This is a genomic window from Aminobacter niigataensis (genome assembly GCF_014200015.1).
GTDB classification, from domain to species: Bacteria; Pseudomonadota; Alphaproteobacteria; order Rhizobiales; family Rhizobiaceae; genus Aminobacter; species Aminobacter niigataensis.
Window position 1 is genome coordinate 590,394 of record NZ_JACHOT010000001.1, and the last position, 23,742, is coordinate 614,135.

The window sequence follows — 23,742 nt, forward strand, 5'->3', positions numbered from 1 at the left end:
TCAGGCCGCGGGCCGGGTGCCTATGCAGGCGCAGCACTCCAGTTCGACCAGCGCCCCGAGCGCCAGGCCGTTGGCGCCGAATGCGGATCGCGCCGGCAGGCGGTCGGGGTCGAAATAGCCGACATAAACCTTGTTGAACTCGGCCCATCTCGACATGTCGGCCAGCATGACGGTGCATTTGAAGATGTCGGCCATGCCGAGGCCATTCTCCTCGAGCACCGCCTTGATGTTCTCCATCGTCTGACGCGCTTCGGCCTCCATGCCGCCGGGAACGAGTTCCAGCGTTCCGGGGCGATTGCCCAGGGCGCCGGAGAGATAAAGCACGTCGCCCACGCGCACCGCCTGGCTGAACGGCAGCCTGAGCGCCTTGGCTTCGGCAGAATTGATGAATTGCATGGTCGTCCCCCTCAAAGGGGGCATATTGCCCGCAACGCGATTGGCTTGCTAGCCGGCAGCCTTGTGGCGCTTGGCGAGATAACGGCGCAGGCCGGCTTCGCCGCGCGGCGTGGTCCAGCGATGGTTCCAGGCGAATGCCGGGCGCAGCAGGGGCGAAAGCAGGCGGAGGATCGGCCGCTCGACCAGCACCTGCCAGGTCAAGGCCACATGTGTGCCTCTGCCTGAAGGCGTCAGCACGGCGCGCCAGTGGCCGTCGAAATCGCCTGACGTTGTCACCGCAACGATCTTGCCCGGCTCGAGTTCGACCGCTTCGAGAATGAAATTCAGTTCGTAAGGCAGGAAGCCGCGGGCGCGTGCGCGGGCCTTGGCGCCAACCGTCGGCCGCTCGTAGGAGGTCAGCTTTTCCACCTCCTTGTAGACGTCGCCCCACCAGAGCGGCAGCAGGCCCGGGTCGGCCAGCACCTCCCACACCTCCTGCGGGGTGGCATCGGGAATTTCCCAAACCTCATCGAAGCGGAACGAATTGCTCGCCATGGCGCGAACCTTCGGACACCGAGATGGCCTCGCCAATGAGCGGCGGGCGACAGCGATTTTAGTCCTTTGAAGGGCGGGTGGCCACCGCTACCTCACTTCGTAGCCGACCTCGTCGGAGGCGTGGCACAGCATCTTCCAGAACGATCGGGCGAACGAGCGGAAGACGTAGAGGTCGAAGCGGTCGGGGCTGCTGCGCTGGATCTGGGCGAAGATGTCGTGATGGGCGGTCGAGATGCCGGAGCCTTGCGGGAAGGCGACGAGCGAGAAATCGACAGCGAACAGTTTTGCCAACACCCATTCGGACTTCTGGCCTGCAACGCGAATGGCGGTGCGGCCATGGGACAGGTCGGTGACGCTGCCCGTGGCTGGGGTGACGGCGCTGGCCAGCGTGGAAGCAAGTCCTTCCGCCGTGTCGGTGACGAGGAATTTGCCGGGCGCGAAGCCGAAAACGGTGTGGCGTTCGGAGACGGCACCGGCACCGGCGCCATCGGCAAGCTTGAGGCCGGTGATGGAGGAGATGGCAGCGATCAGCTTCTTCTCCTCGCCCGGCCACGCGGCAACCTGGACGATGGAGCCAGGTGCCATCTCGGAAAGGGTCACGCCGACGCCGTCGACGAAGTTGCCGTGCGATCCGGGCCGGAATGCTGCTGCAAGCGGTGAAAGCTGCTCAACCATGCATGCGCTTCCCTTCGGGGTCGAAGAAGTGGTGGCTTACGATCTCGACCGGGCCGAACCGGTCGCGCAGCGGGTCGGAGACATGGGCACGCGTGCCGTGCCGGGACTTGCCGTCTGCGACGAGCGCCAAGGCGATGTACTTTTCGAGCGCCGGCGAGAAGCAGGCGGCGGTGATGTGGCCGAGCGAGCCATGCGGGTTGTCTGTGTCGACTTCCTCGACGATGTGAGCGCCGCCGCTGAGCGGGCGGTTGTCGAGCGAAACCAGGCCGACAAGTTCGAGCCTGCCCGAGGCGACCAAGCCTTCGCGGTCCATCATGGCCGAGCCGATGAAGGGCTTTTTCTTGGACAGCATCCAGCCGAGATGCAGGTCGCGGGCCGAGGTGCGGCCGTCGATTTCGGCGCCGGTGACATGGCCCTTTTCGATGCGCATCGTGCCCAGCGCCTCAAGCCCGTACGGCACCATGCCGAAAGGTTTGCCGGCCTCGATCAGCGCTTCCCAGACATGCGTGCCGTGGCCGGCACCGCTATAGACCTCGAAGGCCATTTCGCCGGAGAAGGACAGCCGGCAGATCATGACAGGCGCGCCTGATATCTCGCCGTGGACGATGCCCATGAAGGGCAGGGCCTCGTTGTCGACCCTGGTGCCTGTGACGCAGGCCGCCAGGATTTCCCTGGCCTTCGGTCCGCCGATCGCCGCTCCCGCCCACTGGTCGGTGACCGATGTCAGGTGCACCTTGAGGTCCGGCCAGACGACATCGAGGAAGTATTCGAGGTGCTGCATGACCTTGCCGGCATTGGCCGTGGTCGTTGTCATCAGGAAATCGTTGTCGCCAAGCCTCCAGGTGGTGCCGTCGTCGAAGACGAGCCCATCCTCGCGCAGCATCAGGCCGTAGCGTGCCTTGCCGACCGGCAGGGTCGAAAAGACGTTGGAATAGACGCGGTCGAGAAATTCCGCTGCGTCCGGACCCTGCACGGCGATCTTGCCCAAAGTCGAGACGTCGACGATGCCGGCTGTTTCGCGGGTCGCCTGCGCTTCCCTGACATAGGCCTGCTCGATAGTTTCGCCTGGCCCGCCATAGATCATCGGGCGAAACCAAAGGCCGGCCGAATACATGGTGGCGTCGTTGTCGAGGTGCCAGTCGTGCATCGGCGTCAGCCGTTCGGGCTTGAGGTCGCCGAAGCGCTCGGCGGCAAGTGCTCCGACCGAAACCGGCGTGTAGGGTGGCCGGAATCGCGTGGTGCCAACCTCAGGGATCGGCTTGCCCAAGGCTTCGGCCATGATGGCCAGTCCGGGAACGTTCGAGCCCTTGCCCTGGTCGGTTGCCATGCCGAGTGTGGTGTAGCGCTTGAGGTGCTCGACCGAGACGAAGCCTTCGAGATGGGCAAGGCGCACGTCGTCCGATGTCACGTCGTGCTGGAAGTCGACGAAGGACTTGCCCTTAGCCCTGATTTCGAAAACCGGCGCGGGATGCGGGTCGAGCGCGGCGGGCTCGACGTCGGGAAGCGTGCCCGTCTCAATGGGGGGCAGGCCCGCCGCAATACGGCCGGCTGCAAAACCCTCGGCGATGGCTTCCGCTGTCGAGAAGGTGCCGTTGAATGCGCCGGCACCGACCCAACCCTTGCCGGCTTCGGGCGGCAGGAAGGCCTGCAAGTCGTCACCCCAGACCGGTCGCGCGCCGGCTTGGCTGGCGAGATGAATTGTCGGCGACCAGCCGCCCGACATCAGCAGGCAGTCGGCCTCGATGCTGCGGGCGGCTGACGGCAGAGGGCCGGTCGCCACGGTGAATGGCGCGAGCTTGATGCCGGTCAGTTTCTTGCCACCTTCGGTGCCAATGACGGCATGGCCGACCAACAGTTCGGCGCCGCATCGGTGGGCGAGCGCCCGGCACTCCTCTGATATTTCGGGGCGCACGTCGACGATGGCTGCGACGGTCGCGCCGGTGTCATTGAGGGCGGCGGCGGACCGATACGCGCTATCGTTGTTGGTGAAAACCGCGATCCTGTCGCCCGGCAGCACACCAAACTCGTTGGCGTAGCGCTGCGCCGCACTCGCCATCGTGACGCCAGGGCGGTCGTTGCCGGGAAACACCAGCGGCCGCTCGAAGGCGCCGGTGGCGAGCACCACCCTGCCAGCGCGGATGGTCCAATGGCGGTGACGTGGCGCACCCTTGGCAGGGGAAGCCTTGTGATCGCTGACGCGCTCGACGGCGGCAAGCGTATTGCCGTCGTAATAGCCCCAGACCGTGGTGCGCTTGAGCAGGCGCACGTTTTTCTGGTCCCTGAGTTCGCCGACGATGTCGGACGCCCATGCGGCTGCCGGTTCGCCGTCGATGGTTTCACCGGACCAGTTGGCCGAGCCGCCGAACTGCGGATCGAGCTCGGCAAGGATGACGCGTGCGCCGGATGCTGCGGCCTCGCGCGCAGCCGAGAGGCCGGCCGGGCCCGAGCCGACGACGAGCACGTCGCAGAAGGAATTCATGCGCTCGTAGCGGGATGGATCGGGCGCGTGGCCGGCGCGGCCCAGGCCGGCGGCGCGGCGGATGATCTTTTCGCAGAGCATCCAGAAGCGGGTGCCCTTCAGCGGGCCTATCACCGGACCCATGAAGGTCTTGTAGTAGAAGCCGGCCGAGAGGATCTTGCCGCCGAGCTGGTTGACGGCGCTGACGTCGTAGGCGAGCGAGGGAAAGCGGTTCTGGCTGACGGCAACGAGGCCGTCGTGGATCTCGACCATCGTCGCTGGAATGTTGGGCTCGCGGACATCGCCGCGCAAAACCGTCACCAGCGCGTTGGGTTCGTCGACGCCTGCGGTCAGCACGCCGCGCGGGCGATGATACTTGAACGAACGCCCAAACAGCGAAACGCCATTGGCGAGCAGCGCGGACGCCAGCGTGTCGCCTTGATGGCCGGTATAGGCCGTGCCGTCGAAGGTGAAGCGGATGGTGCGGAGCCGGTCGATCCGGCCGCCCGAGGGTGTGCGGCGCGGGCTCATGCCTTGGCTCCCGACTTGCGGCGGCCATGGGCGGGCGCGCCCTTTTCGCGGGCAAAGCGCACGCTTAAGATCTCGTGGGTCAGCGTATCGCGCACCACGGCGAGATGAGCGCGGCAGCCGCCGGCATGCTGCCAGATCTCGTTATGCGCGCCGGCTGGGTTGAGCCGGTCATAGACATAGGCGTTCCAGGCGACGAGGTCGGTCGAGGCCGGGTCCGGTCGGTTGCGGTTGCCGTCGCCCTGGTAGGCGAATTCGGAGACGTCCCGGGGGCCGCAATAGGGGCAGGTGATCAGCATGCGTTCGAAACCTTAGAGCCCGTTCCATTCCGATTGCATCGGAATGGGGTTCTAACTATTTGTTGGAGCATGATCTTTCCGAAAACCAGTTTCCACTTTTCGGGATCATGCTCTAATGCATCCGCGGTGTCGGGCCCTGGCCCTTGTCGTCGATGACGGTGCCACGGCTGAAACGGTCGAGCGTGAAGGGCGCGTTCAGGTCGTGCGGCGCGTCCCTGGCGATGGTGTGGGCAAAGCAGAAGCCGGAGGCCGGCGTCGCCTTGAAGCCGCCATAGCACCAGCCGCAATTGAGATACATGCCGGGCAGGGGCCCCGTCGTGATGATCGGCGAGCCGTCCATCGACATGTCGCAGACCCCACCCCATGAACGCAGTACGCGGACGGTCGCGAGCGACGGAAACAGCGCCAGCATTTCGCTCATCACTTCCTCGACGATCGGCAGGCTGCCGCGCTGGGCGTATGAATTGTACCCGTCGAGGTCGCCGCCATAGATCAGGCCGCCCTTGTCGGACTGGCCGACGTAGAAATGGCCCATGCCGAAGGTCACCACCGTATCCAGGAACGGCTTCAGCGATTCCGACACGAAGGCCTGGAGTACGTGGCTCTCGATCGGCATGCGCTCGATGCCGGCAAGCTGCATGACGCGTCCGGTGCTGCCGGCAACCGCGACGGCCACCTTCCTGGCACGGATCTCGCCGCGGCTGGTGGTGACGCCGGTGACCCGGTCACCGTCGCGCAGGAAGCCGGTGACTTCGCAGTTCTCGATAATGTCGACGCCGCGTCGGTCGGCACCGCGGGCATAGCCCCAGGCAACCGCGTCGTGCCGTGCGGTGCCGGCGCTCTCCTGGATCAGTCCGCCATAGACGGGGAAACGCGCCGACTGCGACATGTCGAGCCCGGGCACGCGGCGGCCGATCTGGGCGGGCGTCATCAACTCCGCATCGACGCCGAGATGGCGCATGGCGTTGCCCTTGCGTGCCAGGTCGTCGAGCTGTCCCGGCGTGTGCGCGAGATTGAGGACGCCGCGCTGCGAGAACATGACGTTGTAGTTCAGTTCGTGGGAGAGGTTCTCCCACATCTTCATCGAATGTTCGTAGAAGCGGGTGTTCTGCGGCAGCAGGTAGTTGGAGCGGACAGCTGTTGTGTTGCGGCCGACATTGCCGGAACCAAGATAGCCTTTCTCCAGCACCGCCACATTGGTGATGCCGTGTTCCTTGGCGAGATAGTAGGCTGTCGACAGCCCGTGCCCGCCGCCGCCGATGATCACCACATCATAGGATGCCTTGGGGCTTGGCTTGCGCCATGCCGGCTTCCAGTCGCGGTTTCCGCTGAGCGCGTTCCTGAGAAGCGAAAAGGCCGAATATTCCGCCATCCTGCAAATCATCCTATGGGCTGTGTGCGGACACTACAGGCAGCTTCCAGAATTCAAAGCCAATATTCCGCCATTGCTTTTCGCTAGGCCGACTTTCCCACCAGCCCATCCGGCCGGCTTGCCCGGCAGGTTGGCCATCTTTATCAATGGCACGCCGTGAACTTGGCAAACAGACCGTGAGTCGCTGACAAACCATGCTTTTCTCCGCAGTCCGGCGCATCGGCGCCACCCTGTTCATTCTCGCAGCGGTGCTGCTGTCGCAGGCTGTCGCGCAGGATCTCGGCAAAGCGCCGGCCGGTGTCATTGCAGACCAGCAGGAAGTCATCACCAGCCTGTCGGCCAAGGTCGATGCGCTGCAGAAGAAGATGGAGGCCAGCGCCGAGGACGATGCCGGCCTTGTCGATATCCGACTTCAACTCGAGCAGCTGTCGCGCGAATTGCTGCAAAGCGGCGTCGCATTCCGTCCGCGCCTGACCGAAATCAACACGCGGCTGGAGCAGCTTGGCAAGCCGCCGGCGGAAGGCCAGCCGCCTGAACCTGCGGTGGTGACAAGCGAGCGGGAAAGTCTGACCGCGGAGAAGACCGAGATCAACGCCGTGCTCGGCGTCGCCGAAAATCTCTCGATCCGTATCGACAAGCTGATCAGCCAGATCACCGAGGTACGGCGCGACCTATTCCAGAACCTTTTGACCAAGCGCTACCAGATCAATTTCGCGCTGGCCTTCGAGGTCATCGACGCCTTCAAGACCGAGATGAGCGACCTCTACCGCACGGTCTCGTCCTGGGTTCGTTTTGTCGCCAGCTTCAAGCTCAAATCGATGCTTGCTGCGACCTTCTTTGCACTGGCCGCCGCGGCTGTCATCATCGTCGGTGGCCGTCGCATGTTCGGCCGGATGTTCGAGCCCGACGGCAGGGTCGAGGAGCCGTCCTATCTCAGCAGGCTGTCGGTCGCCTTCTGGTCGACCTTGATGCAGTCGGCGGCCCTCGTCGCGTTCCTTGGCGTCACCTACTACCTGTTCGACTATTTTGAAGTGCTGCGCGGCGACATCGGCGCAATGCTGTGGTCGCTGTTTTACGTCATCGCCATCGTCTTCTTCGTCTCGCGCCTGGGCATGGCCGTGCTTTCGCCCCGGCTGCCCAAATGGCGGCTGATTCCGGTCGAAAGCGGCGCGGCGCGCTGGCTGATGCTGCTGATCACCGCCACCGCCTTCTTCACCGGCCTCGATTATTTCCTGAGCTCGGTCTACCAGGTGCTCGGTTCACCGGTGGCTTTGACGGTGGGCGAGGCGCTGACGTCGACCGTGGTGATCGGCGTACTGGTCATCCTCATCGGGCTGGTCAGACCGTTCGTCGATGAGGACGGCCGTCCGAAGCCATGGCCGCGCCTCTTCCGCTATATCGTGCTTGCCCTGGGCGGCGTCACCATTGCCGCGGCGTTGCTGGGCTACATCGGCCTGGCTCGCTTCGTTTCGCAGCAGATCGTCGTGACCGGCACCATCCTTGCGACGATGTATATCGGCTTCCTGTCGTCCCAGGCGATCAACGAGGAAGACGCGTTCATCAAGACGACGGTAGGACGCCGCATCAAGCGGATGTTCACGCTCGACGATGCGACGCTCGATCAGCTCGGCCTCGTCACCAGCATGGTCATCAATCTGCTGGTGCTGATCGTCGGCGTGCCGCTGATCCTGTTTACATGGGGATTCCAGCCCGGCGACATGGTCACCTGGCTCTATCGCATCGGCTCCGGTTTTCAGATCGGCAGTTTCACGTTCTCGCCCGCCGGCCTCCTTTCGGGCGTCCTGGTCTTTGCCATCGGCTATTTCGTCACGCGCTGGTTCCAGGGCTGGCTGGATGGCTCGGTGATGGCGCGCGGCAAGGTCGATGCCGGCGTGCGCAACTCGATCCGGCTTGCCGTCGGCTATGCCGGCGTGGCGATTGCCGGGCTGATCGCCGTGTCGGCGGCAGGTATCGACCTTTCCAATCTCGCGCTCGTTGCCGGTGCACTTTCCCTCGGTATCGGCTTTGGCCTGCAGAACGTGGTGTCCAACTTCGTCTCGGGCCTGATCCTGCTTGCCGAGCGGCCGTTCAAGGTCGGCGACTGGATCGTTGCCGGCCAGGTCTCGGGCACGGTCAAGAAGATCAGCGTGCGTGCCACCGAGATCGAGACGTTCCAGCGCCAGTCGGTCATCCTGCCGAATTCGGACCTGATCAACAGTGCCGTCGGCAACTGGACCCATCGCAACAAGCTCGGCCGCGTCGATATCAAGGTTGGCGTCGCCTACGACTCGGACGTCAAGCGCGCCCATGATGTCCTGCTCGACATCGTGCGGGCGCATCCGATGATCCTGAAGAATCCGGAACCCTTCGTGCTGTTTGCCAATTTCGGCACGGCGGCGCTGGAGTTCGAGATACGCTTCTTCCTCGCGGATGTCACAGGCAGCAATGCTGTCCAGAACGACATTCGCTTCGCCATCCTGGAGGCATTCGAACGCGAGCATATCGATATCCCGTCGACGCCGCGCGCACACGACATCAAGCCCGCCGAGAAATGGCCGGCCGATGACGAACAGGCCGAAGCGCTGGTCGCGGAGGTGGAAGAAGCGCGCAACAAACGGGCTGACGAAGCTGCCGCCAGGCGCAAGCCGGGAAGGAAAAAAACCGATCCGGAATGAAACGGTGGGGCTGCGATAACCAATTGTGGCATGAACAAGGCATTCAGTTGCCGTTCAGCTTCGAACTCATATAAGCTCCCTTGCAAACGGCGAGAATGCCTTGCGAAAATGAACAGAGGCGGTGGAAACACCGATGATGAGAATGAATAGGTTTCTTGTCGCCGCAGGCGCGCTCTTCCTGGCCATGTCGGGCGCGGCGCATGCCGCGAGCGCGGTAAACCTCGATGCCGAGCCGCGCACGCTGATCGTGACGGAGGGCGGTTCCAAGACGGAACTCGCTCTTGCCGCAGGCGAGACGGTCGAATTCTGCTCGAATGGCTGCTTCGTGACGATGCCCAATGGCGACCGCGAAGCGCTGACCGGTGCGGAAACGGTGGAGATCTCGGGCGGCGTCGCCCGCATCAAGTAAGATCGCGTGCCATCGCTGGTGAATTGATCGAAGGCCGGGCGGATGCTCGGCCTTTTCCGTATTTCGCTAATGTCTGTTTAAGCATGACCGAGGAAATGACTGGCGCGCCTCCAGCATTCGGCTGCCACCTTAACCATCCCGAATCCGGCTGCCCGCTATAGCGTACTGGTGGGGGTCCGGAGGGTTGATGCCGTCCGGCAAGGGCAGGGCAGGCATATCGATGGACGCGCGATCAGAAAACAGCGCAATACCGCTCGCGGTCGATCTCGACGGTACGCTGATTGCGACCGATTTGCTTTGGGAAGGCTTGTTTGCCCTTCTCAAGAAGAACCCCCTCAGCATCTTTCTGGTGCCGTTCTGGCTGCTTTCGGGGCCAGCCCGGCTGAAGCAGGCGATTGCATCGGCCGTCAACATCGATCCGGCAACGCTGCCTTACAGACCCGAAGTCCTGAAACGGCTCCGCGACGAGCAGGCCAACGGCCGCAAGATCGTGCTCGCCACCGGCACGCCGCGCAAGTTTGCCGACGCGATTGCCAGGCATCTCGGTTTGTTCGATGCGGTGCTTGCCAGCGACGGGGCCGAGAACCTGACCTCCGAGCGCAAGCGCAACGCTCTGGTGGCGGCTTATGGCGACGGCGGTTTCGACTATGCCGGCAACAGCCGCCACGATCTCAAGGTATTCGAAGCCGCGCGCGAGGCGATCGTCGTCGCACCCGACCGCGCCGCCGCGCGCTGGCAGGCAAGCCACGGTTCCGAACTTGTCGCCGTGCCGAAGCCGGACGTGCGCACGATCCTCAAGATGCTGCGTGTCCACCAGTGGCTCAAGAATTCACTGATTGCGGTGCCGCTGGTGCTGGCGCACAAATATTTCAACGTCGACATGCTGGTGCCGGCCTTGCTGGCGTTCATGTCGTTCTGTGCGGCTGCATCGGCCATCTACATCATCAACGACTTTTTCGACCTGACACTCGACCGGTCGCACCCGACCAAGCGCGATAGGCCATTCGCCAGCGGAAAGCTGTCGATACCATTCGGGCTCGCCTCGGCGACTATCCTGCTCGTCGTAAGCCTGGTGACGGCTGCCTTCACGTCGATCGAATTCGTCGCCGTGTTGCTCATCTACCTGATCGCCACGACCGCCTATTCCCTGTCGGTCAAGCGCATGCTGCTGCTCGACGTGTTGACGCTGGCGGGGCTCTATACCCTGCGCATCCTGGCGGGTGCGGCAGCGACCGGCGTCGACGTGTCGTTCTGGCTGCTTGCCTTTTCGATCTTCTTCTTCCTCTCGCTGGCACTGGTGAAGCGCTACGTCGAACTGCGCTCGTCGACGCTGAACGTCGGCGAACGCATTGCCGGGCGCGGCTACCGCATCGAGGATCAGGAGATCGTTGCGCAGGCGGGGATGGCGTCGGCGTTTTCGTCGGTGCTGGTTCTGGCGCTCTACATCGACAGCAGCGCCGTGCGCGAGCTTTACCGCCAGCCCTGGCTGATGTGGCCGCTGGCGCCCATCGTGCTTTACCTCACAATGCGCGTATGGATCCTCGCCCGCCGCGACGAACTGCACGACGATCCTGTCGTCTTCATCATTCGCGACTGGCGCAGCCAGATCGTGGTTCTTATCGGCGCTGCCTTGCTTCTGGTCGCGGGGTGGTGAGCATGGCGGCTTGCGACTATCAAAGTTTCGGCCGCGCCAACCCAGGCGCACGCAGTGCAATCGACGTGGCCGAGGCGATGCAGATGCTGACCAGCGGATCGGTGCGCGCCGCGTCACTGCTCGCCTATGGCAACGGCCGAAGCTATGGCGACAGCTGCCAGAACAGCGGCGGCGCCGTCGTCGACATGCGGCCGCACCATCGGATCCTTTCCTTCAACGCCGAGACCGGCGTGCTCGAGGTCGAGGCAGGGGCGCTGCTCGCCGACATTATCGCGGCCGGGGCACCGCACGGCTTTTTCCCCGCCGTGGTGCCCGGCACCCAGTTCGTCACCCTCGGCGGCGCCATCGCCAACGACGTCCACGGCAAGAACCATCACCGCCGCGGCAGCTTCGGCTGTCATGTCGAGCGTCTGACGCTGCTGCGCTCCGATGGCCGCACCTATGCCTGTTCACCTACGGAGAATGCACGGCTGTTTTGGGCGACGATCGGCGGGATGGGGCTGACCGGCATCATTCTTTCCGCCGCCATCCGTCTGATGCGCGTGCCGTCGCTCGACATCGCCGAGACGGTCAAGCCGTTCGGCAGCCTGGATGAATATTTCGATTTGGCGGAAGCTGCCGACCGCGACAACGAATATGCTGTCGCCTGGATCGACCAGCTGGCGGGCGGCAAAAGCGCCGGGCGTGGCCTTTTGCTCGCCGGCAACCACGCGCCCCATGGCGCGCGCGCGGCCGAGCTGGGAGCGGCAAGATTGTCGGTGCCATTCCAGCCGCCGCTGACCCTGCTCAACCGGCCGTTCCTGAAGCTGTTCAACGCCGCCTATGGCTGGCGGCGCGGTCGGGTCTCTGCAAGCCAGGCAGGTTACAAGAAATTCTTCTTTCCACTCGACAGCGTGGCCGGCTGGAACCGGCTCTACGGTCCCAATGGGCTTTACCAGCACCAGAGCGTGGTGCCTGTCGAGGCCGCGCGCGAGACCATAGCGGCATTGCTGGCGGCGACGAGGCAGGCCGGGCAGGGCTCGTTCCTGACCGTGCTCAAGCGTTTCGGGGCACAGCGCTCGCCGGCTCTGATGTCGTTTGCCCGGCCCGGCTATACGCTGACGCTGGATTTTCCCAACCATGGCCAGCGCACGCTCAAGCTTCTGGCCGAACTCGACCGGATAACGATCGGCGCCGGCGGGGCAGTCAATCCGTACAAGGACGCGCGCATGTCGGCTGCGACCTTCGCCGCCTCCTTTCCGGATTGGCAGCGGCTGGAGACGATGCGCGATCCCGCCTTCATGTCGGATTTCTGGGCCCGTACGGCGGGCCGACTGGGTGCGCGCAACAGTGAGGCGGCGCAAGCGGCCGAGTAGGTCTCAGGCGATCGCCAAGGAAACGCGCAGGTGTTTCAAATTGTACGGAAAGTTTCACGGAATATTCGCGGCTTGCCGCTAGCTTGCGAAGAGAACGGATAAAGCAATGAAATACCTGCCCTTCATTCTTTTTACGGTGATGACCAACGCGGCTGCGCAGCTGATGCTCAAGCAGGGCATGATGTCGCTTGGAGCGATTTCGTTCGAGGGTACAAACCCCTTGATAAAGCTGCTTCAGATCGTCTTCAGCCCGTGGGTCTTTGCTGGGCTTCTGACCTTCGTCATCTCGATGGCATCGCACCTCTATGTCCTGTCGAAGGTCGAGCTCAGCTTCGCCTACCCGTTCCTCAGTCTGGCCTATGTCGCCGTCGCGGTGTTTGCATATTTCGTCTTCCGCGAAGACCTGAATGCCTGGCGGATCGCCGGCATCGCCTTCATCTGCGTCGGCACCGTGCTGATCGCCCAGAGCGGCCGTGACCACGACGAAACGGTCGTCACCGCTTCTACAGAATCCACCAAGACAAGCGAGCTCATGCGATGAGACACGTCATTTTCGGAGGCGACGGCTTCGTCGGTCGCCATCTTGCGCCCAGGCTGATCGCCGACGGCGAGGAAGTCATCGTCGCCGACATCGTCAAGAGCGAACTCGCGCACTATCGCAATGCACGTTTCGTGACCTGTGATGTCACCGAACCGGCGTCGATCGCTGCGCTCGGCCTCAAGGTCGACGACATGGTCTACAACCTGTCGGCCAAGATGCTTTCGCCGATCCAGGTGAGGGCAAAGCGGCACGAGTTCTTTTTCCCGGTCAACTATTTCGGCACCGAGAACATCATCAAGGCGATGGACCATGCGGGTGCGTCGAAGCTGGTGCACTACACGACCGACATGATCTACGGCCACACGGTTACCTACCCGATGACCGAGGAGCATCCGGTGGCGCCGCTTGGCGAATACGGCTGGTCGAAGCAGAAGACCGAGGAACTGGCCGTGGTCTGGCGTGATCGCGGCATGAACATTTCGGTGTTCCGGCCGCGCCTGATCATCGGCCCCGGCCGCCTCGGCATCCTGGAAAAGCTGTTCAAGCTGATCGACTGGAACCTTCCCGTGCCGATGATCGGCTCAGGCCGGAACCCGTATCAATTCATCTCGGTGTTCGATTGCGCGGAGGCGGCACGCCTCGCCTGGAAGGTAGGCGTTCCCAACGAGGCCTACAATCTCGGCTCGCTCAACCCGCCGCCGGTGCGCAAGCTTCTCGGCGATCTGGTCAAGCATGCCGGGTCGAAGTCGATCCTGCTGCCGACTCCGGCCTGGGCGGTCAAGCGCACGCTCGACCTGCTCGACCTCATGAACATGCCGATCATGGACCCCGAGCAGTACCTGATCGCCGACGAGGAATGCGTGCTCGACGTCACCAAGGGCGGGCGCCAGCTCGGCTGGGTGCCGAAATACCGCGACGAGGACATGCTGATCGCCGCCTACAAGGAATATCGCGCCAAGAAGGCCGGCGTCGCGGCCGGCGCGCAACACGCCCCGGCCGAATGAAGGATATGACCATGACGCTCGTTACCAAGCCGGATGCAGCCAACTCCCGCGCCATTGCCGGTGCTCCCGCGATGGCGGCCACGGCGGTCGCCAAGCCGAAGCTGATGACCGTCGAGCAGGCCAAGGCGCTCGACGTCGCCAGGATGACCGACCTGTTCAAGGCGCATCTCAACCCGGGCCAGCTGCATTTCATGAAGCTGCTGGGCTTCCACAAGATCAAGATCGAGCGTGCCGAAGGCATGCACTACATCGACCAGAACGGCCGCAAGATCCTCGATTTCTTCGGCGGCTTCGGCTCGCTGGCGCTTGGCCACAACCACCCACGCGTGGTCGAGGCACGCAAGAGATTCCAGGACGAGAAGCGCCACGAGATCGGCATCGCCTTCATGTCGCAATACGCTTCGGCGCTGGCCTACAATCTGGCGCAGATTTCGCCAGGCGACCTCGACATGGTGTTCTTCGGCTCGTCCGGCTCGGAAGCGATGGAAGCGGCGGTCAAGCTCGCCGAGCGCGCGGCGGGCCCGGCGCGTCCCAAGATCGTCTATGCCGAGAACTCGTTCCACGGCAAGACAAAGGGCGTGCTCTCGATCACCGACGGTGCACTCTATCGCGGCGAGTTCCGGCTCACCGACAACACCGCACGCGTCCCCTTCGGCGACATCGACGCGGTCGAGAATGCCTTCCGCTCCGATCCGGCAATCGGCGCCATCGTGCTCGAAACCATCCAGGGCGGCGGCGGCATCAACCAGGCGCCGGCGGAATACTGGCAGAAGCTGCGCGCGCTCTGCGACAAGTATGGCGTGATCTGGGTTGCCGACGAAGTGCAGTGCGGCGTCGGCCGCTCGGGCCGGTTTTACGCATTCGAGCACTACGATGTCGTGCCCGACATCACCGCCGTCGCCAAATCGCTCGGCGGCGGCAAGGCGGCAATGGCTGCGATGATCGCGCGCCGCGACGTCTACATGAAGGCCTATGGCACGCCCAAGACGGCGATGATCCACGCGATGGCGACCTTCGGCGGCATCGGCGAAGGCTGCATCACGGCGATCGAGACGCTCAACGTGCTCTACGACGAGGGGCTGATCGAGAATTCGGCCGCGACCGGCGCCTACCTGCTGGAGCGGCTGGAAGAGCTCAAGGCGAAATATCCCAAGATCATCAAGGACGTGCGCGGCAAGGGCCTGATGGTCGGGCTTGAGTTCCACGACTTTTCGCAGACGCTTCCGATGGTGCTGCGCCCGGTCGTCAGCGTGCTCGACGACAAGCTCAAGGGGTCGCTTTCCGGTTTCGTGGGCGCGCTATTGCTGCGTGACTACGACGTGTTGGTGGCCTTCACCGAATACAACCGCAACGTCGTCCGCCTGCTGCCGCCGCTGACCTGCAGCCGCGGCGATGTCGACGTGCTGATCCAGTCGCTCGACAGCCTTCTCGGTCGCGGCATCGTCGCCATCGTCAAGGATTTCGTGAAGAGCCAGGTCAGTTGACGAGATGATGGCTGGCGACGGCACGGTCATGGGGTGGGCCCTAAGGACGGGCATCGTCCGGTCGTTCACCCAGGCGGCGGGCAGCAAGCGGCTGCTCGACCGTTTGGCCGTGACATTCTTTGCCGTCGTCTGCCTCACTATCTCGGCCTACGCGCTGGTCCGGCCCGACTACAATTGGGACATGGTTGCCTATGTCGCGACGGCGCTGGAGGATCGCCACAGCGATCCGGTCGAGCTGCATGCCGAAACCTGGAGGTTGATTTCCGAGCGCGCAAGCGAATCCCAGCTCTATGCACTGCAACAGGGCAACACGTACAACCTCAACCAATGGCAGAACCCTGCCGACTTCCAGTCGCAGCTTTCGATGTACCGGGTGAAGGTGGGTTACATCGCGATGTTGCGTACGCTCGAGCCCGTCGTCGGGCTTGTCAATGCCGCCATGTTGCTGAGCATCCTGCCGTCGCTGGCGCTCGGCGCGTTCTGCCTCTTCTGGCTGGCGAGGGAAGATGCCCTGCAAGGGGCATTCGTGCTCGCACCGCTGCTGGTGCTCGCCGACTATGCCCACATGACCACGGCGGTCGTCCCTGACATGCTGGTGTCGCTGGTCTCGTTCGTTGCGGTCTATCTGCTGCTCAGGAGACGCGATCTCACAGCCTGCTTGCTGCTGTTCGCGTCGGTGTTCCTGCGGCCTGACAACATCATCCTGGTCTTTGCGCTGCTGCTGACGGCCATTGCATTTGGTTGGCGCGTTTTTCCACTTCTCGTCACCTTCGTGGCCGCGTTGGCCGGTGGCATGATCGCCGCCAAGGTCGGCGGCCATCCTGGCTGGTGGGCGCATTTCTATTTCTCATGCGTCCAGATCCAAAATTCGATGGCGAACTTCCATCCGGATTTTTCGCTGGTCGATTTTGCCCGGGGTTATATCAGGGGTGCGGTCGTCGCCGTGATGGACAATGAATGGCCGGCGATCTTTGCCTTGCTGCTGGCCGGATGGGCGCTGCTCGGTCGCGCTGGACGGACGGGAGGCGGCCGTGAAAACGCGCTCCTCTTCGCCTTGGCAATCGGCACGCTCGGCAAGTTTGTCAGCTTTCCGCTGCCCGACGACCGTTTCTATTTCGTCTTCATCGGTGCGATGAGCATGGTGCTGGTGACGATGTGGAGGCCGCGCTTCGATATCATGCCGGCGCGCGCCTAGACCGCTCAGGCTCGCTCTTTTGCGCGAAGTCGCGCGGCTCTTTGGCAATGTCGCAAACAGGCTGCAATCGCGCTGCACCGCCCTATAGTCTGCCGGCAAAAATATCATCTCGGAGTCGAGGGCAATGGCAGAGTTTCCGAAACATGCGAAGGTCGTCATCATCGGGCTTGGCGGTATCGTGGGCGCATCCATTGCCCATCACCTGATCGAGCGTGGCTGGGACGACATCGTCGGCATCGACAAGTCCGGCGTGCCGACCGACATCGGCTCGACGGCGCATGCTTCCGACTTCTGCTACACCACCAGCCACGACTATCTCTCGGTCTGGACGACGCAATACTCGATCGATTTCTACGAGAAGATGGGCCACTACGCCCGCATCGGCGGGCTCGAAGTCGCCCGCACCGGCGACGACACCTGGATGGAAGAGATCAAGCGCAAGCTTTCCTCCGCCAAGGCGTTCGGCACGCGCGCGCACTATGTCTCGCCCTCCGAGATCAAGGCGATGTTCCCGCTGATCGAGGAAGATCAGGTGATGGGCGGCATGTTCGATCCCGACGCCGGCCTCGTCATTCCGCGCTCGCAGACCGTTGCCGGCAAGCTTGTCGATGCCGCCGAAAAATCCGGCAAGCTCCAGGTCTTCGGCAACACGCCAGCCACCTCGCTGATCGTCGAGAAGGGCCGCATCAAGGGCGTCGTCACCCATCGCGGCACGATCATGGCCGACCATGTCGTCGTCTGCGCCGGCATCTGGGGCCGACTGATCGCCGAAATGGTCGGCGAAGACCTGCCGGTCATGCCGGTCGACCATCCGCTCACCTTCTTCGGCCCGTACAACGAGTTCGAGGGCACGGGCAAGGAAATCGGTTTCCCGCTGCTGCGCGACCAGGGCAACTCCGCCTACATGCGCGACACCGGCGACCCCAAGACCACCGAAGGCGGCCAGATCGAGTGGGGTTATTACGAGACCACCAATCCGCGCCTCTGCCATCCGCGCGAAATCCTCGAAAAGCACGAGGCGCGCCTTTCGCCCTCGCAGCGCGACCTCGACATGGAGCAGATCATGGCGCCGCTGGAGCGCGCCATGGAGTTGACGCCGATCCTCGGCGAGATCGGCTACAATGAAAGCCATTCCTTCAACGGCCTGCTTCAGGTGTCGGCAGCCGGCGGCGCCTCCTGCGGCGAGAGCCAGAAGGTGCGCGGCCTCTGGTACTGCGTCGCCATCTGGGTGAAGGACGGTCCCGGCTACGGCAAGCTGATCGCCGACTGGATGACCGACGGCCGCACCGAGATCGACCACAATTCGATCGACTATGCGCGCTTCTACCCGCATCAGCTGGAAGAGAAGTTCATCGAAGGACGCACCTTCGAAGCCGCCCAGAAGATCTACTTCCCGGCCGTGCACACCCGTGAGCCCTACGGCACCGGCCGCAACGTCAAGCGTTCGCCTTTCTACGAGCGCGAGGTCGAGCTCGGCGGCCACTTCATGGAGCTGGGCGGTTGGGAGCGTGCGCACGGCTACAAGGCCAACGAGCACCTTCTGGAGAAATACGGCAACCGCGTGCCGGTGCGCGAGAACGAATGGGACAGCCGCCACTTCTGGCGTGTCTCCAACGCCGAGCACCTGGCGATGAGCGAGGATTGCGGCATCGTCAACCTCTCGCATTTCCACATGGTGGATATCGAGGGTCCTGATCATGTCGAGCTGCTGGAATGGCTCTGCGCGGCCAAGATCGGTGGTGACGGCAATATCGGCAAGGGCGTTTACACCCACTTCCTCGACGACGAGGGCATGGTGCGCGCCGACTTCACCGTCTTCCGCATGGCCGACCGCTGCCGCCTCGTGAACGGCGCCGATGCCGGCCCGCGCGACTTCCACTACATGAAGCGCGTCGCCGAGGACCGCGGCCTCGACGTCACGATTGCCGACGTTTCGGAGAAGTTCATCACGATCGGCATCTGGGGGCCGAATGCCCGCGAGACGCTGAAGAAGGTGGTCGCCGATCCCGCTGGGCTCGACCAGGAAAACTTTGCCTTTGCGGCGATCAAGCAGATCGAGATCGCCGGCAGGCCGGTCACCGCCTTCCGTATCTCTTATGTCGGCGAGCAGGGCTGGGAACTGCACATGAGGTACGAGGACGGTCTTGCCGTCTGGGATGCGCTGCGCGCGACCGGCGTCATGGCCTTCGGTGTCGAGACCTATGCCAACTCGCGCCGCATGGAAAAGAGCCTGCGCCTGCAGAATGCGGATCTGCTGACCCAGTACAACCTCATCGAGGCCGATCTTGCCCGTCCGAAGGTCAAGGACGCCGACTTCCGCGGCAAGGCCAAGCATATGGAATACAAGGCGCGCGACCACCAGCCGGCCATGCTCTGTACGCTGGTCATGACCGAAAACACCGACAGGAACGGCGTGAAGCGCTATCCGGTCGGCACGCTGCCGGTCATGGACCCGGTAACCGGCGAGGTGCTGGTCGATGAACTCGGCCGCCGTTCCTACACGACCTCCATCGCCTTCGGCCCGACCATCGGTAGGAACATCGCGCTGGCCTACCTGCCGCACGCTTATGCCCAGGAAGGCCGCAAGCTGAATGTGGAGTATTTCGGCGAGACCTATCCGGTTGAGGTCGCGGGCGTCGGCTACAAGCCGCTCTATGACCCGGAGAACCTCAAGCCACGGAGCTGAACACTGGCTTGTTGGGCCGGTGACAGGCCTTGCTTGGACAGCACTTCGCAACAATGTGAATGAAAAGCCCGGCATTCTTGCCGGGCTTTTCTTTTGAAGTGGAGGATTATCGCTTACCCTCAAAGAATGTCTGCTGTGGTCAAAGCTCTTCTCGCAGGCGGTGCCGCAGTGGCGCTGATGCTTGGCCTTGCATCCCAATCCCTTGCAGTCGAACAGGTCGATGTCGAACTGGTGCTTGCCGTCGACGTTTCGCTGTCGATGTCGCCCGACGAACTCGAGATCCAGCGCCACGGCTATGCCGCCGCCCTGACGCATGAACGCGTCCTTCAGGCCATCGCCGAGGGTGCCCATGGCAAGATCGCCGTCACCTATGTCGAATGGGCAGGATCGACCTCCCAGATCGTCATCGTGCCTTGGACGGTCATTGCCAATCGCGCCGATGCCGAGCGCGTCATACGCCAGCTCACGGCCAAGCCACCCAACAGCGCACGCCGGACCTCGATATCCAGCGCGCTCGAATTCGGCAGCGATCTTTTCGCCGAAAGCGCCTTTCGCGGCATGAAGCGGGTGATCGACATCTCGGGCGACGGGCCGAACAACCAGGGGCCGCCGGTCGACCTCATTCGTGACGGGGTGGTGGCCCAGGGGATCACCATCAACGGGCTGCCGCTGATGACCAATGGCGGCTTCAGCAATGCCTATGACGTCGAGGATCTCGATCGCTACTACGCCGATTGCGTCATTGGCGGGCCGGGCGCTTTCATGATCCCGGTCAACGAATGGTCGCAGTTCCCCGAAGCGATACGGCGCAAGCTGGTGATGGAACTGGCCGGGCCGGCTTCGCCGCAATGGGCCGCCGAAGAGGCTGCATACCCGCCCGTCGTGCTTGCCCAGGCGCGGCCGAGATACGATTGCCTGGTCGGCGAGAAGCTCTGGCGCGACCGCTCCTGGCTGTGGGACAGCCGCTAGAATCTCGAGTGTCGCCACACAAGCGTCAAGGTTGAGGGGCGGAACGTCCCCTGAACCACGGACGTTTGGGAGGATACTCGAATGGTGAAACGCCAAGCAGCAATTGCAGCCATCGCCTCGGTGTTGATGGTGGGCACCGCCAGCGCTCAAGACTATGAGGACGAAACGGCCTGCGAGATGTACGAGCACGTCTCGTTTCGCGGGCGCGTCGTGCCAATGGCGTCAGGGCAGTCCGTCAGTTTCCGCAACGGCCAATTCTGGAACGACAGGGTGTCCTCGGTGCGTGTTGCCCCGGGCTGTTCGCTCGTCGTCTACCAGCACACCCGGATGCGCGGCGCATCGCAGGAGTTTTTCCGCAATGTGCGTTCGGTCGGCGGCTGGAACGACCAGATATCGTCGGCCGAGTGCATCTGCGACGACCAAGGCTACGACGACTACCAGGACGGCGGTTACGACGACCAGTAGGCTCCGCTCACGCCGCGATCAGTTGCTTGCGGTCGAGGCGCTCCTGCTGCGGCGAGCGGGCATAGAGCTCGCGGTAGCATTTGGAGAAATGCGAGGCCGAGACGAAGCCGCAGGCGACTGCGACCTCGACCACCGGCATCGATGACTGGATCAACAGGTGCCGGGCACGGTCGAGCCTGATCTCGAGATAGTAGCGGGCAGGGGATCTGCCCATCTCTGTCCGGAACAGGCGTTCGATCTGCCGGCGCGACAGGCCGACATGGTCGGCGATCTCGATCAGCGACAGCGGCTCCGACAGGTTCGCCTCCATCAGTTCGATGATGGTCAGCACCTTGGAGTTCTGCACGCCGAGGCGCGCACGCAGCGGCAGGCGCTGGCGGTCGGTGGGGCTGCGCACGCGGTCGGTCAGCACCTGTTCGCAGATGCGGTTGACGAGATTGTCGTCGAAGTCGTCGCCGATCAGCTTCAGCATCATGTCGAGCGCGGCGGTGCCGCCGGCGCAGGTGTAGATGTTCTGGTCGACCTCGAAGAGGTCGGCATAGACATTGGCCTTGGGGAATGCCTCGGAGAAACCGGGCAGGTTTTCCCAATGGATGGCGCAGCGCTTGTTGGAGAGCAGGCCGGCATTGGCCAGGACATAGGCCCCGGTGCACAGGCCGCCGACGGCGACGCCGCGATTGTATTCCTCGCGCAGCCAGGCGAAGACCGACTTGTTGGTGTAGGTCTCGACATTGATGCCGGTGCAGACGATGACCATCGAGGGGCGCTCGGGCCCGGCCATCTTCTTGCGTTCCTCTTCGAGCGAGGTGTCGACGGCGCATTCGACGCTGTTGGAAGCGCGCACCGCCTTGCCGTCTATGCTGGCAAGCCGCCATTTGTAGGCTTCGTAGCCGAGCATGCGATTGGCGATGCGTAGCGGGTCGAGGGCGGTTGCAAAGGCAACCATGGTGAAATCGGGTACGAGGAAGAACACAAGCGATCGTTTGATCGGATGTCTGATGGCGTTCAAAGGAACCCTCACGCTGACCGGAAACGGCGCGAACCTGATGTCGCGAATAGCATAGCGACAACAGCAAATTCCCTTGCTGTCAATGGGGTTGGGGCTGTCGCTAAAATTAAATCTGCGACATGCATACCCCGCGTCGACTGATTTTCGGCAGTGTGGCGCTTGTGAGGCGACAAGCTACGAAAAAACCGCCGCTCCGGACTTGGGCCGGAGGGCGGTCAGGCCTCGATCCGCGGGAGGGAGCGGATCGGTTCGAATTCAGCCGACGAGCATGCCAAGGCGATTGGCGGCCAAGGCTCCGGTCTGGCCGGGCATGGTCTTGGCAAGGCGCTGGCGCTCGATCGCCGTCGAAAGCGTTGCGTTGCGGCTGATGCCGAACAGGCGGGCGAAAATCTTCATGACACGTCTCCATGCATCGAGGTTACACGGGGTGCCTTCGCGCTCTGGAGTGGGGCAGCTCGTTTGATGATGCGCATATAGGGCTTGGACTGGGCCCGGTATGCTGCAAAAGCGAAGCGGCGAGCGACAAAAGCGACATCGTTTCCGAAGGGTTCGATCTCAGGTGTCAGCCGTCGGAAAATATTCAATGTTTACAGTGGTTTGGGTCGTTGGTTGGTGGCCATGCATACAGGTCGCATTTGGTGTGCAGCGATTGCATGGCTGGTTGGAAAGCGGCTGCGCTATCGGACCTGCCGATTCGGGTGCGGCAGGCCCACTTCAGTCGCGCTCAGTGCACCTGGCCGCTGTTGCCCCGACGATAGCCGGTTTCGGAATCGAAGGCCTCGGGCCAGCCGATGTCCTTCTGCAATTCGAGCGGAAGAGAGCGGACCGACCGTGCGGTGTGGTAGCGGGCGCGGGCTGCGTTGAATTCGCTGGCGATACGACCGATCGATGAAAGAATGGACATTGCGGTAACCTTTCCTCTTGGGCCGGTTCAAGGCCGGCTTTAGGTGCTCGCCCGGTGGGCACCGCTGCTTTTGACCGTCTCGCGCACTCTTGCGCTTCTTCTTCCGGGCAATCTCGAAGCTGGGCTCATGTCCCATGCCTCGATGGAGTTGACTATCGCTCGAACATGAGGTTCAATCAAACGAAATGAAATGATGTGTTCGATCAGAAATATTGAAGGACGTCGGTCATGAACGCACCACTCAATCATCCTCTGCCACTGCTCGACCTCGATGTGCTGCGCACCTTCGTGGCGATCGCCGAAACCGGCAGCTTCACGACGGCCGCCAATGCGGTGTTCCGCACGCCGTCGGCCGTTTCGATGCAGATCAAGAAGCTCGAGGACATTCTCGGTCGCTCGGTGTTCCTCCGCGACGCCCGTTCGGTAGCGCTGACCACCGATGGCGAGATGCTGCTCGGCTATGCCCGTCGCATGCTGGCGATCAATCGCGAGGCGGTGTCGAAATTCATCATCCCCGACATCGTCGGCGTGGTGCGGCTGGGATCGCCCGACGATTTCGGCGAGCGCGTGCTGCCATTCGTGCTCAAGCGCTTCGCGCAGACGCATCCTGCGATCGCCGTCGACGTCATCATCGACCAGAGCAGCAATCTGCGTCGGCGCATGGACGACCGCGCACTCGACATCACGCTGCTCACCAACGCCTGCAAGGCCAATGCTTCCGGCGCCGAAGTGCTGCTGACCGAGCCGATCGTGTGGGCCGGCACCAAGGGCGGCTGCGCGCATATGCGCGAGCCGTTGCCGGTGTCGCTGTGGGAAGAGGGCTGTGCCTGGCGGGCAGGGGCGCTGGAGGCGCTGGGCCGCGAGGGACGCAACTACCGTGTCGCCTACATGAGCGCGCATACTGCAGGCCAGCGCGCGGCGATCCTTTCAGACCTCGCGGTTGCGCCGCTGCCGAAATCCTTCCTCGGTGATGAACTCGTCGAACTCGGCCCCAAGGATGGCATGCCGGAGATCGGCAACTACAGCCTGGCGATGATCGTGGCGCCGGAAGCCAGCGCGCCGGTGAAGGCTGCCGCCGACCACATCCGCGCGGCATTCGAAACCTTCAATCTTACCGGCAAGTTTTGAAG

21 protein-coding genes are annotated in these 23,742 nt (G+C 63.2%); 12 read left to right on the forward strand and 9 right to left on the reverse strand.

What is annotated here, in order from left to right; genetic code table 11:
* The 6 genes from GGQ99_RS02950 to GGQ99_RS02975 all read right to left on the reverse strand — a co-directional run bounded on the left by GGQ99_RS02950 (position 1) and on the right by GGQ99_RS02975 (position 6,262).
* Complete coding sequence (locus GGQ99_RS02950) at positions 1-396, reverse strand: RidA family protein (protein ID WP_183260556.1); 396 nt, start codon at positions 394-396, stop codon at positions 1-3.
* Positions 397-444: 48 nt separating this feature from the next.
* Positions 445-930: an SRPBCC family protein gene (locus GGQ99_RS02955; protein ID WP_183260558.1), complete on the reverse strand. Its 486-nt coding sequence runs from the start codon at positions 928-930 to the stop codon at positions 445-447.
* An 87-nt stretch (positions 931-1,017) separates the two neighbouring features.
* Positions 1,018-1,605: a sarcosine oxidase subunit gamma family protein gene (soxG, locus tag GGQ99_RS02960; RefSeq protein WP_183260560.1), complete on the reverse strand. Its 588-nt coding sequence runs from the start codon at positions 1,603-1,605 to the stop codon at positions 1,018-1,020.
* Positions 1,598-4,594 (reverse strand): sarcosine oxidase subunit alpha, encoded by a 2,997-nt coding sequence (locus GGQ99_RS02965; protein WP_183260562.1) that lies wholly within the window; start codon positions 4,592-4,594, stop codon positions 1,598-1,600. The genes soxG and GGQ99_RS02965 overlap by 8 nt, the downstream gene beginning before the upstream one ends.
* Entirely contained in the window at positions 4,591-4,890 is a 300-nt protein-coding gene (locus tag GGQ99_RS02970; RefSeq protein WP_183260564.1) for a sarcosine oxidase subunit delta family protein, read from the reverse strand. Before GGQ99_RS02970 ends, GGQ99_RS02965 begins: the two co-directional genes overlap by 4 nt.
* Before the next feature lie 112 nt (positions 4,891-5,002).
* Entirely contained in the window at positions 5,003-6,262 is a 1,260-nt protein-coding gene (locus GGQ99_RS02975; protein WP_108607775.1) for a sarcosine oxidase subunit beta family protein, read from the reverse strand.
* Between the two features lie 194 nt (positions 6,263-6,456).
* On the opposite strand from GGQ99_RS02975, the gene GGQ99_RS02980 reads away from it, so the two are divergent.
* The 11 genes from GGQ99_RS02980 to GGQ99_RS03030 all read left to right on the forward strand — a co-directional run bounded on the left by GGQ99_RS02980 (position 6,457) and on the right by GGQ99_RS03030 (position 20,699).
* The gene (locus GGQ99_RS02980; RefSeq protein ID WP_183260566.1) at positions 6,457-8,937 is read left to right on the forward strand and encodes a mechanosensitive ion channel family protein; all 2,481 of its coding nucleotides are present in this window, start codon (positions 6,457-6,459) and stop codon (positions 8,935-8,937) included.
* A 142-nt stretch (positions 8,938-9,079) separates the two neighbouring features.
* Positions 9,080-9,346 (forward strand): hypothetical protein, encoded by a 267-nt coding sequence (locus tag GGQ99_RS02985; RefSeq protein WP_108607777.1) that lies wholly within the window; start codon positions 9,080-9,082, stop codon positions 9,344-9,346.
* Between the two features lie 220 nt (positions 9,347-9,566).
* Entirely contained in the window at positions 9,567-11,000 is a 1,434-nt protein-coding gene (locus GGQ99_RS02990; protein WP_183260568.1) for a UbiA family prenyltransferase, read from the forward strand.
* A 2-nt stretch (positions 11,001-11,002) separates the two neighbouring features.
* On the forward strand, positions 11,003-12,355 hold the full coding sequence (locus GGQ99_RS02995) for an FAD-binding oxidoreductase (RefSeq protein ID WP_183260570.1): 1,353 nt from the start codon (positions 11,003-11,005) through the stop codon (positions 12,353-12,355).
* 106 nt (positions 12,356-12,461) lie between these two features.
* Positions 12,462-12,896: an EamA family transporter gene (locus GGQ99_RS03000; RefSeq protein WP_183260573.1), complete on the forward strand. Its 435-nt coding sequence runs from the start codon at positions 12,462-12,464 to the stop codon at positions 12,894-12,896.
* On the forward strand, positions 12,893-13,900 hold the full coding sequence (locus GGQ99_RS03005; RefSeq protein ID WP_183260575.1) for an NAD-dependent epimerase/dehydratase family protein: 1,008 nt from the start codon (positions 12,893-12,895) through the stop codon (positions 13,898-13,900). Before GGQ99_RS03000 ends, GGQ99_RS03005 begins: the two co-directional genes overlap by 4 nt.
* Positions 13,901-13,971: 71 nt before the next feature.
* Positions 13,972-15,384 (forward strand): aspartate aminotransferase family protein, encoded by a 1,413-nt coding sequence (locus GGQ99_RS03010; protein ID WP_246389487.1) that lies wholly within the window; start codon positions 13,972-13,974, stop codon positions 15,382-15,384.
* A gap of 4 nt (positions 15,385-15,388) precedes the next feature.
* Positions 15,389-16,579, forward strand: a complete 1,191-nt coding sequence (locus GGQ99_RS03015) for a hypothetical protein (protein WP_183260579.1) — start codon at positions 15,389-15,391, stop codon at positions 16,577-16,579.
* Between the two features lie 124 nt (positions 16,580-16,703).
* Positions 16,704-19,265, forward strand: a complete 2,562-nt coding sequence (locus GGQ99_RS03020) for a GcvT family protein (protein WP_183260580.1) — start codon at positions 16,704-16,706, stop codon at positions 19,263-19,265.
* A gap of 126 nt (positions 19,266-19,391) precedes the next feature.
* Positions 19,392-20,234: a DUF1194 domain-containing protein gene (locus GGQ99_RS03025; protein ID WP_183260582.1), complete on the forward strand. Its 843-nt coding sequence runs from the start codon at positions 19,392-19,394 to the stop codon at positions 20,232-20,234.
* Positions 20,235-20,315: 81 nt separating this feature from the next.
* The gene (locus GGQ99_RS03030) at positions 20,316-20,699 is read left to right on the forward strand and encodes a beta/gamma crystallin domain-containing protein (RefSeq protein WP_210307727.1); all 384 of its coding nucleotides are present in this window, start codon (positions 20,316-20,318) and stop codon (positions 20,697-20,699) included.
* Positions 20,700-20,706: 7 nt separating this feature from the next.
* On the opposite strand, the gene GGQ99_RS03035 is transcribed toward GGQ99_RS03030, so the two are convergent.
* The 3 genes from GGQ99_RS03035 to GGQ99_RS03045 form a co-directional block, all read right to left on the reverse strand.
* Positions 20,707-21,645, reverse strand: a complete 939-nt coding sequence (locus GGQ99_RS03035) for a GlxA family transcriptional regulator (RefSeq protein WP_377864515.1) — start codon at positions 21,643-21,645, stop codon at positions 20,707-20,709.
* Positions 21,646-21,963: 318 nt separating this feature from the next.
* Positions 21,964-22,104, reverse strand: a complete 141-nt coding sequence (locus GGQ99_RS03040) for a hypothetical protein (protein ID WP_183260583.1) — start codon at positions 22,102-22,104, stop codon at positions 21,964-21,966.
* 328 nt (positions 22,105-22,432) lie between these two features.
* A complete protein-coding gene (locus tag GGQ99_RS03045; RefSeq protein WP_108607785.1) occupies positions 22,433-22,612 on the reverse strand; it encodes a hypothetical protein in 180 nt (59 codons plus the stop codon).
* A gap of 228 nt (positions 22,613-22,840) precedes the next feature.
* On the opposite strand from GGQ99_RS03045, the gene GGQ99_RS03050 reads away from it, so the two are divergent.
* Positions 22,841-23,740 (forward strand): LysR substrate-binding domain-containing protein, encoded by a 900-nt coding sequence (locus GGQ99_RS03050; RefSeq protein ID WP_108607786.1) that lies wholly within the window; start codon positions 22,841-22,843, stop codon positions 23,738-23,740.
* Positions 23,741-23,742: the final 2 nt, after the last annotated feature.

Excerpts from the sequence above, each read along its gene's own strand:
- GGQ99_RS02950 (WP_183260556.1), bottom strand. The coding sequence starts at position 396 with ATGCAATTCATCAATTCTGCCGAAGCCAAGGCGCTCAGGCTGCCGTTC.
- GGQ99_RS02955 (WP_183260558.1), bottom strand. The coding sequence starts at position 930 with ATGGCGAGCAATTCGTTCCGCTTCGATGAGGTTTGGGAAATTCCCGAT.
- soxG (WP_183260560.1), bottom strand. The coding sequence starts at position 1,605 with ATGGTTGAGCAGCTTTCACCGCTTGCAGCAGCATTCCGGCCCGGATCG.
- GGQ99_RS02965 (WP_183260562.1), bottom strand. The coding sequence starts at position 4,594 with ATGAGCCCGCGCCGCACACCCTCGGGCGGCCGGATCGACCGGCTCCGC.
- GGQ99_RS02970 (WP_183260564.1), bottom strand. The coding sequence starts at position 4,890 with ATGCTGATCACCTGCCCCTATTGCGGCCCCCGGGACGTCTCCGAATTC.
- GGQ99_RS02975 (WP_108607775.1), bottom strand. The coding sequence starts at position 6,262 with ATGGCGGAATATTCGGCCTTTTCGCTTCTCAGGAACGCGCTCAGCGGA.
- GGQ99_RS02980 (WP_183260566.1), top strand. The coding sequence starts at position 6,457 with ATGCTTTTCTCCGCAGTCCGGCGCATCGGCGCCACCCTGTTCATTCTC.
- GGQ99_RS02985 (WP_108607777.1), top strand. The coding sequence starts at position 9,080 with ATGAATAGGTTTCTTGTCGCCGCAGGCGCGCTCTTCCTGGCCATGTCG.
- GGQ99_RS02990 (WP_183260568.1), top strand. The coding sequence starts at position 9,567 with ATGGACGCGCGATCAGAAAACAGCGCAATACCGCTCGCGGTCGATCTC.
- GGQ99_RS02995 (WP_183260570.1), top strand. The coding sequence starts at position 11,003 with ATGGCGGCTTGCGACTATCAAAGTTTCGGCCGCGCCAACCCAGGCGCA.
- GGQ99_RS03000 (WP_183260573.1), top strand. The coding sequence starts at position 12,462 with ATGAAATACCTGCCCTTCATTCTTTTTACGGTGATGACCAACGCGGCT.
- GGQ99_RS03005 (WP_183260575.1), top strand. The coding sequence starts at position 12,893 with ATGAGACACGTCATTTTCGGAGGCGACGGCTTCGTCGGTCGCCATCTT.
- GGQ99_RS03010 (WP_246389487.1), top strand. The coding sequence starts at position 13,972 with ATGGCGGCCACGGCGGTCGCCAAGCCGAAGCTGATGACCGTCGAGCAG.
- GGQ99_RS03015 (WP_183260579.1), top strand. The coding sequence starts at position 15,389 with ATGATGGCTGGCGACGGCACGGTCATGGGGTGGGCCCTAAGGACGGGC.
- GGQ99_RS03020 (WP_183260580.1), top strand. The coding sequence starts at position 16,704 with ATGGCAGAGTTTCCGAAACATGCGAAGGTCGTCATCATCGGGCTTGGC.
- GGQ99_RS03025 (WP_183260582.1), top strand. The coding sequence starts at position 19,392 with ATGTCTGCTGTGGTCAAAGCTCTTCTCGCAGGCGGTGCCGCAGTGGCG.
- GGQ99_RS03030 (WP_210307727.1), top strand. The coding sequence starts at position 20,316 with ATGGTGAAACGCCAAGCAGCAATTGCAGCCATCGCCTCGGTGTTGATG.
- GGQ99_RS03035 (WP_377864515.1), bottom strand. The coding sequence starts at position 21,645 with ATGGTTGCCTTTGCAACCGCCCTCGACCCGCTACGCATCGCCAATCGC.
- GGQ99_RS03040 (WP_183260583.1), bottom strand. The coding sequence starts at position 22,104 with ATGAAGATTTTCGCCCGCCTGTTCGGCATCAGCCGCAACGCAACGCTT.
- GGQ99_RS03045 (WP_108607785.1), bottom strand. The coding sequence starts at position 22,612 with ATGTCCATTCTTTCATCGATCGGTCGTATCGCCAGCGAATTCAACGCA.
- GGQ99_RS03050 (WP_108607786.1), top strand. The coding sequence starts at position 22,841 with ATGAACGCACCACTCAATCATCCTCTGCCACTGCTCGACCTCGATGTG.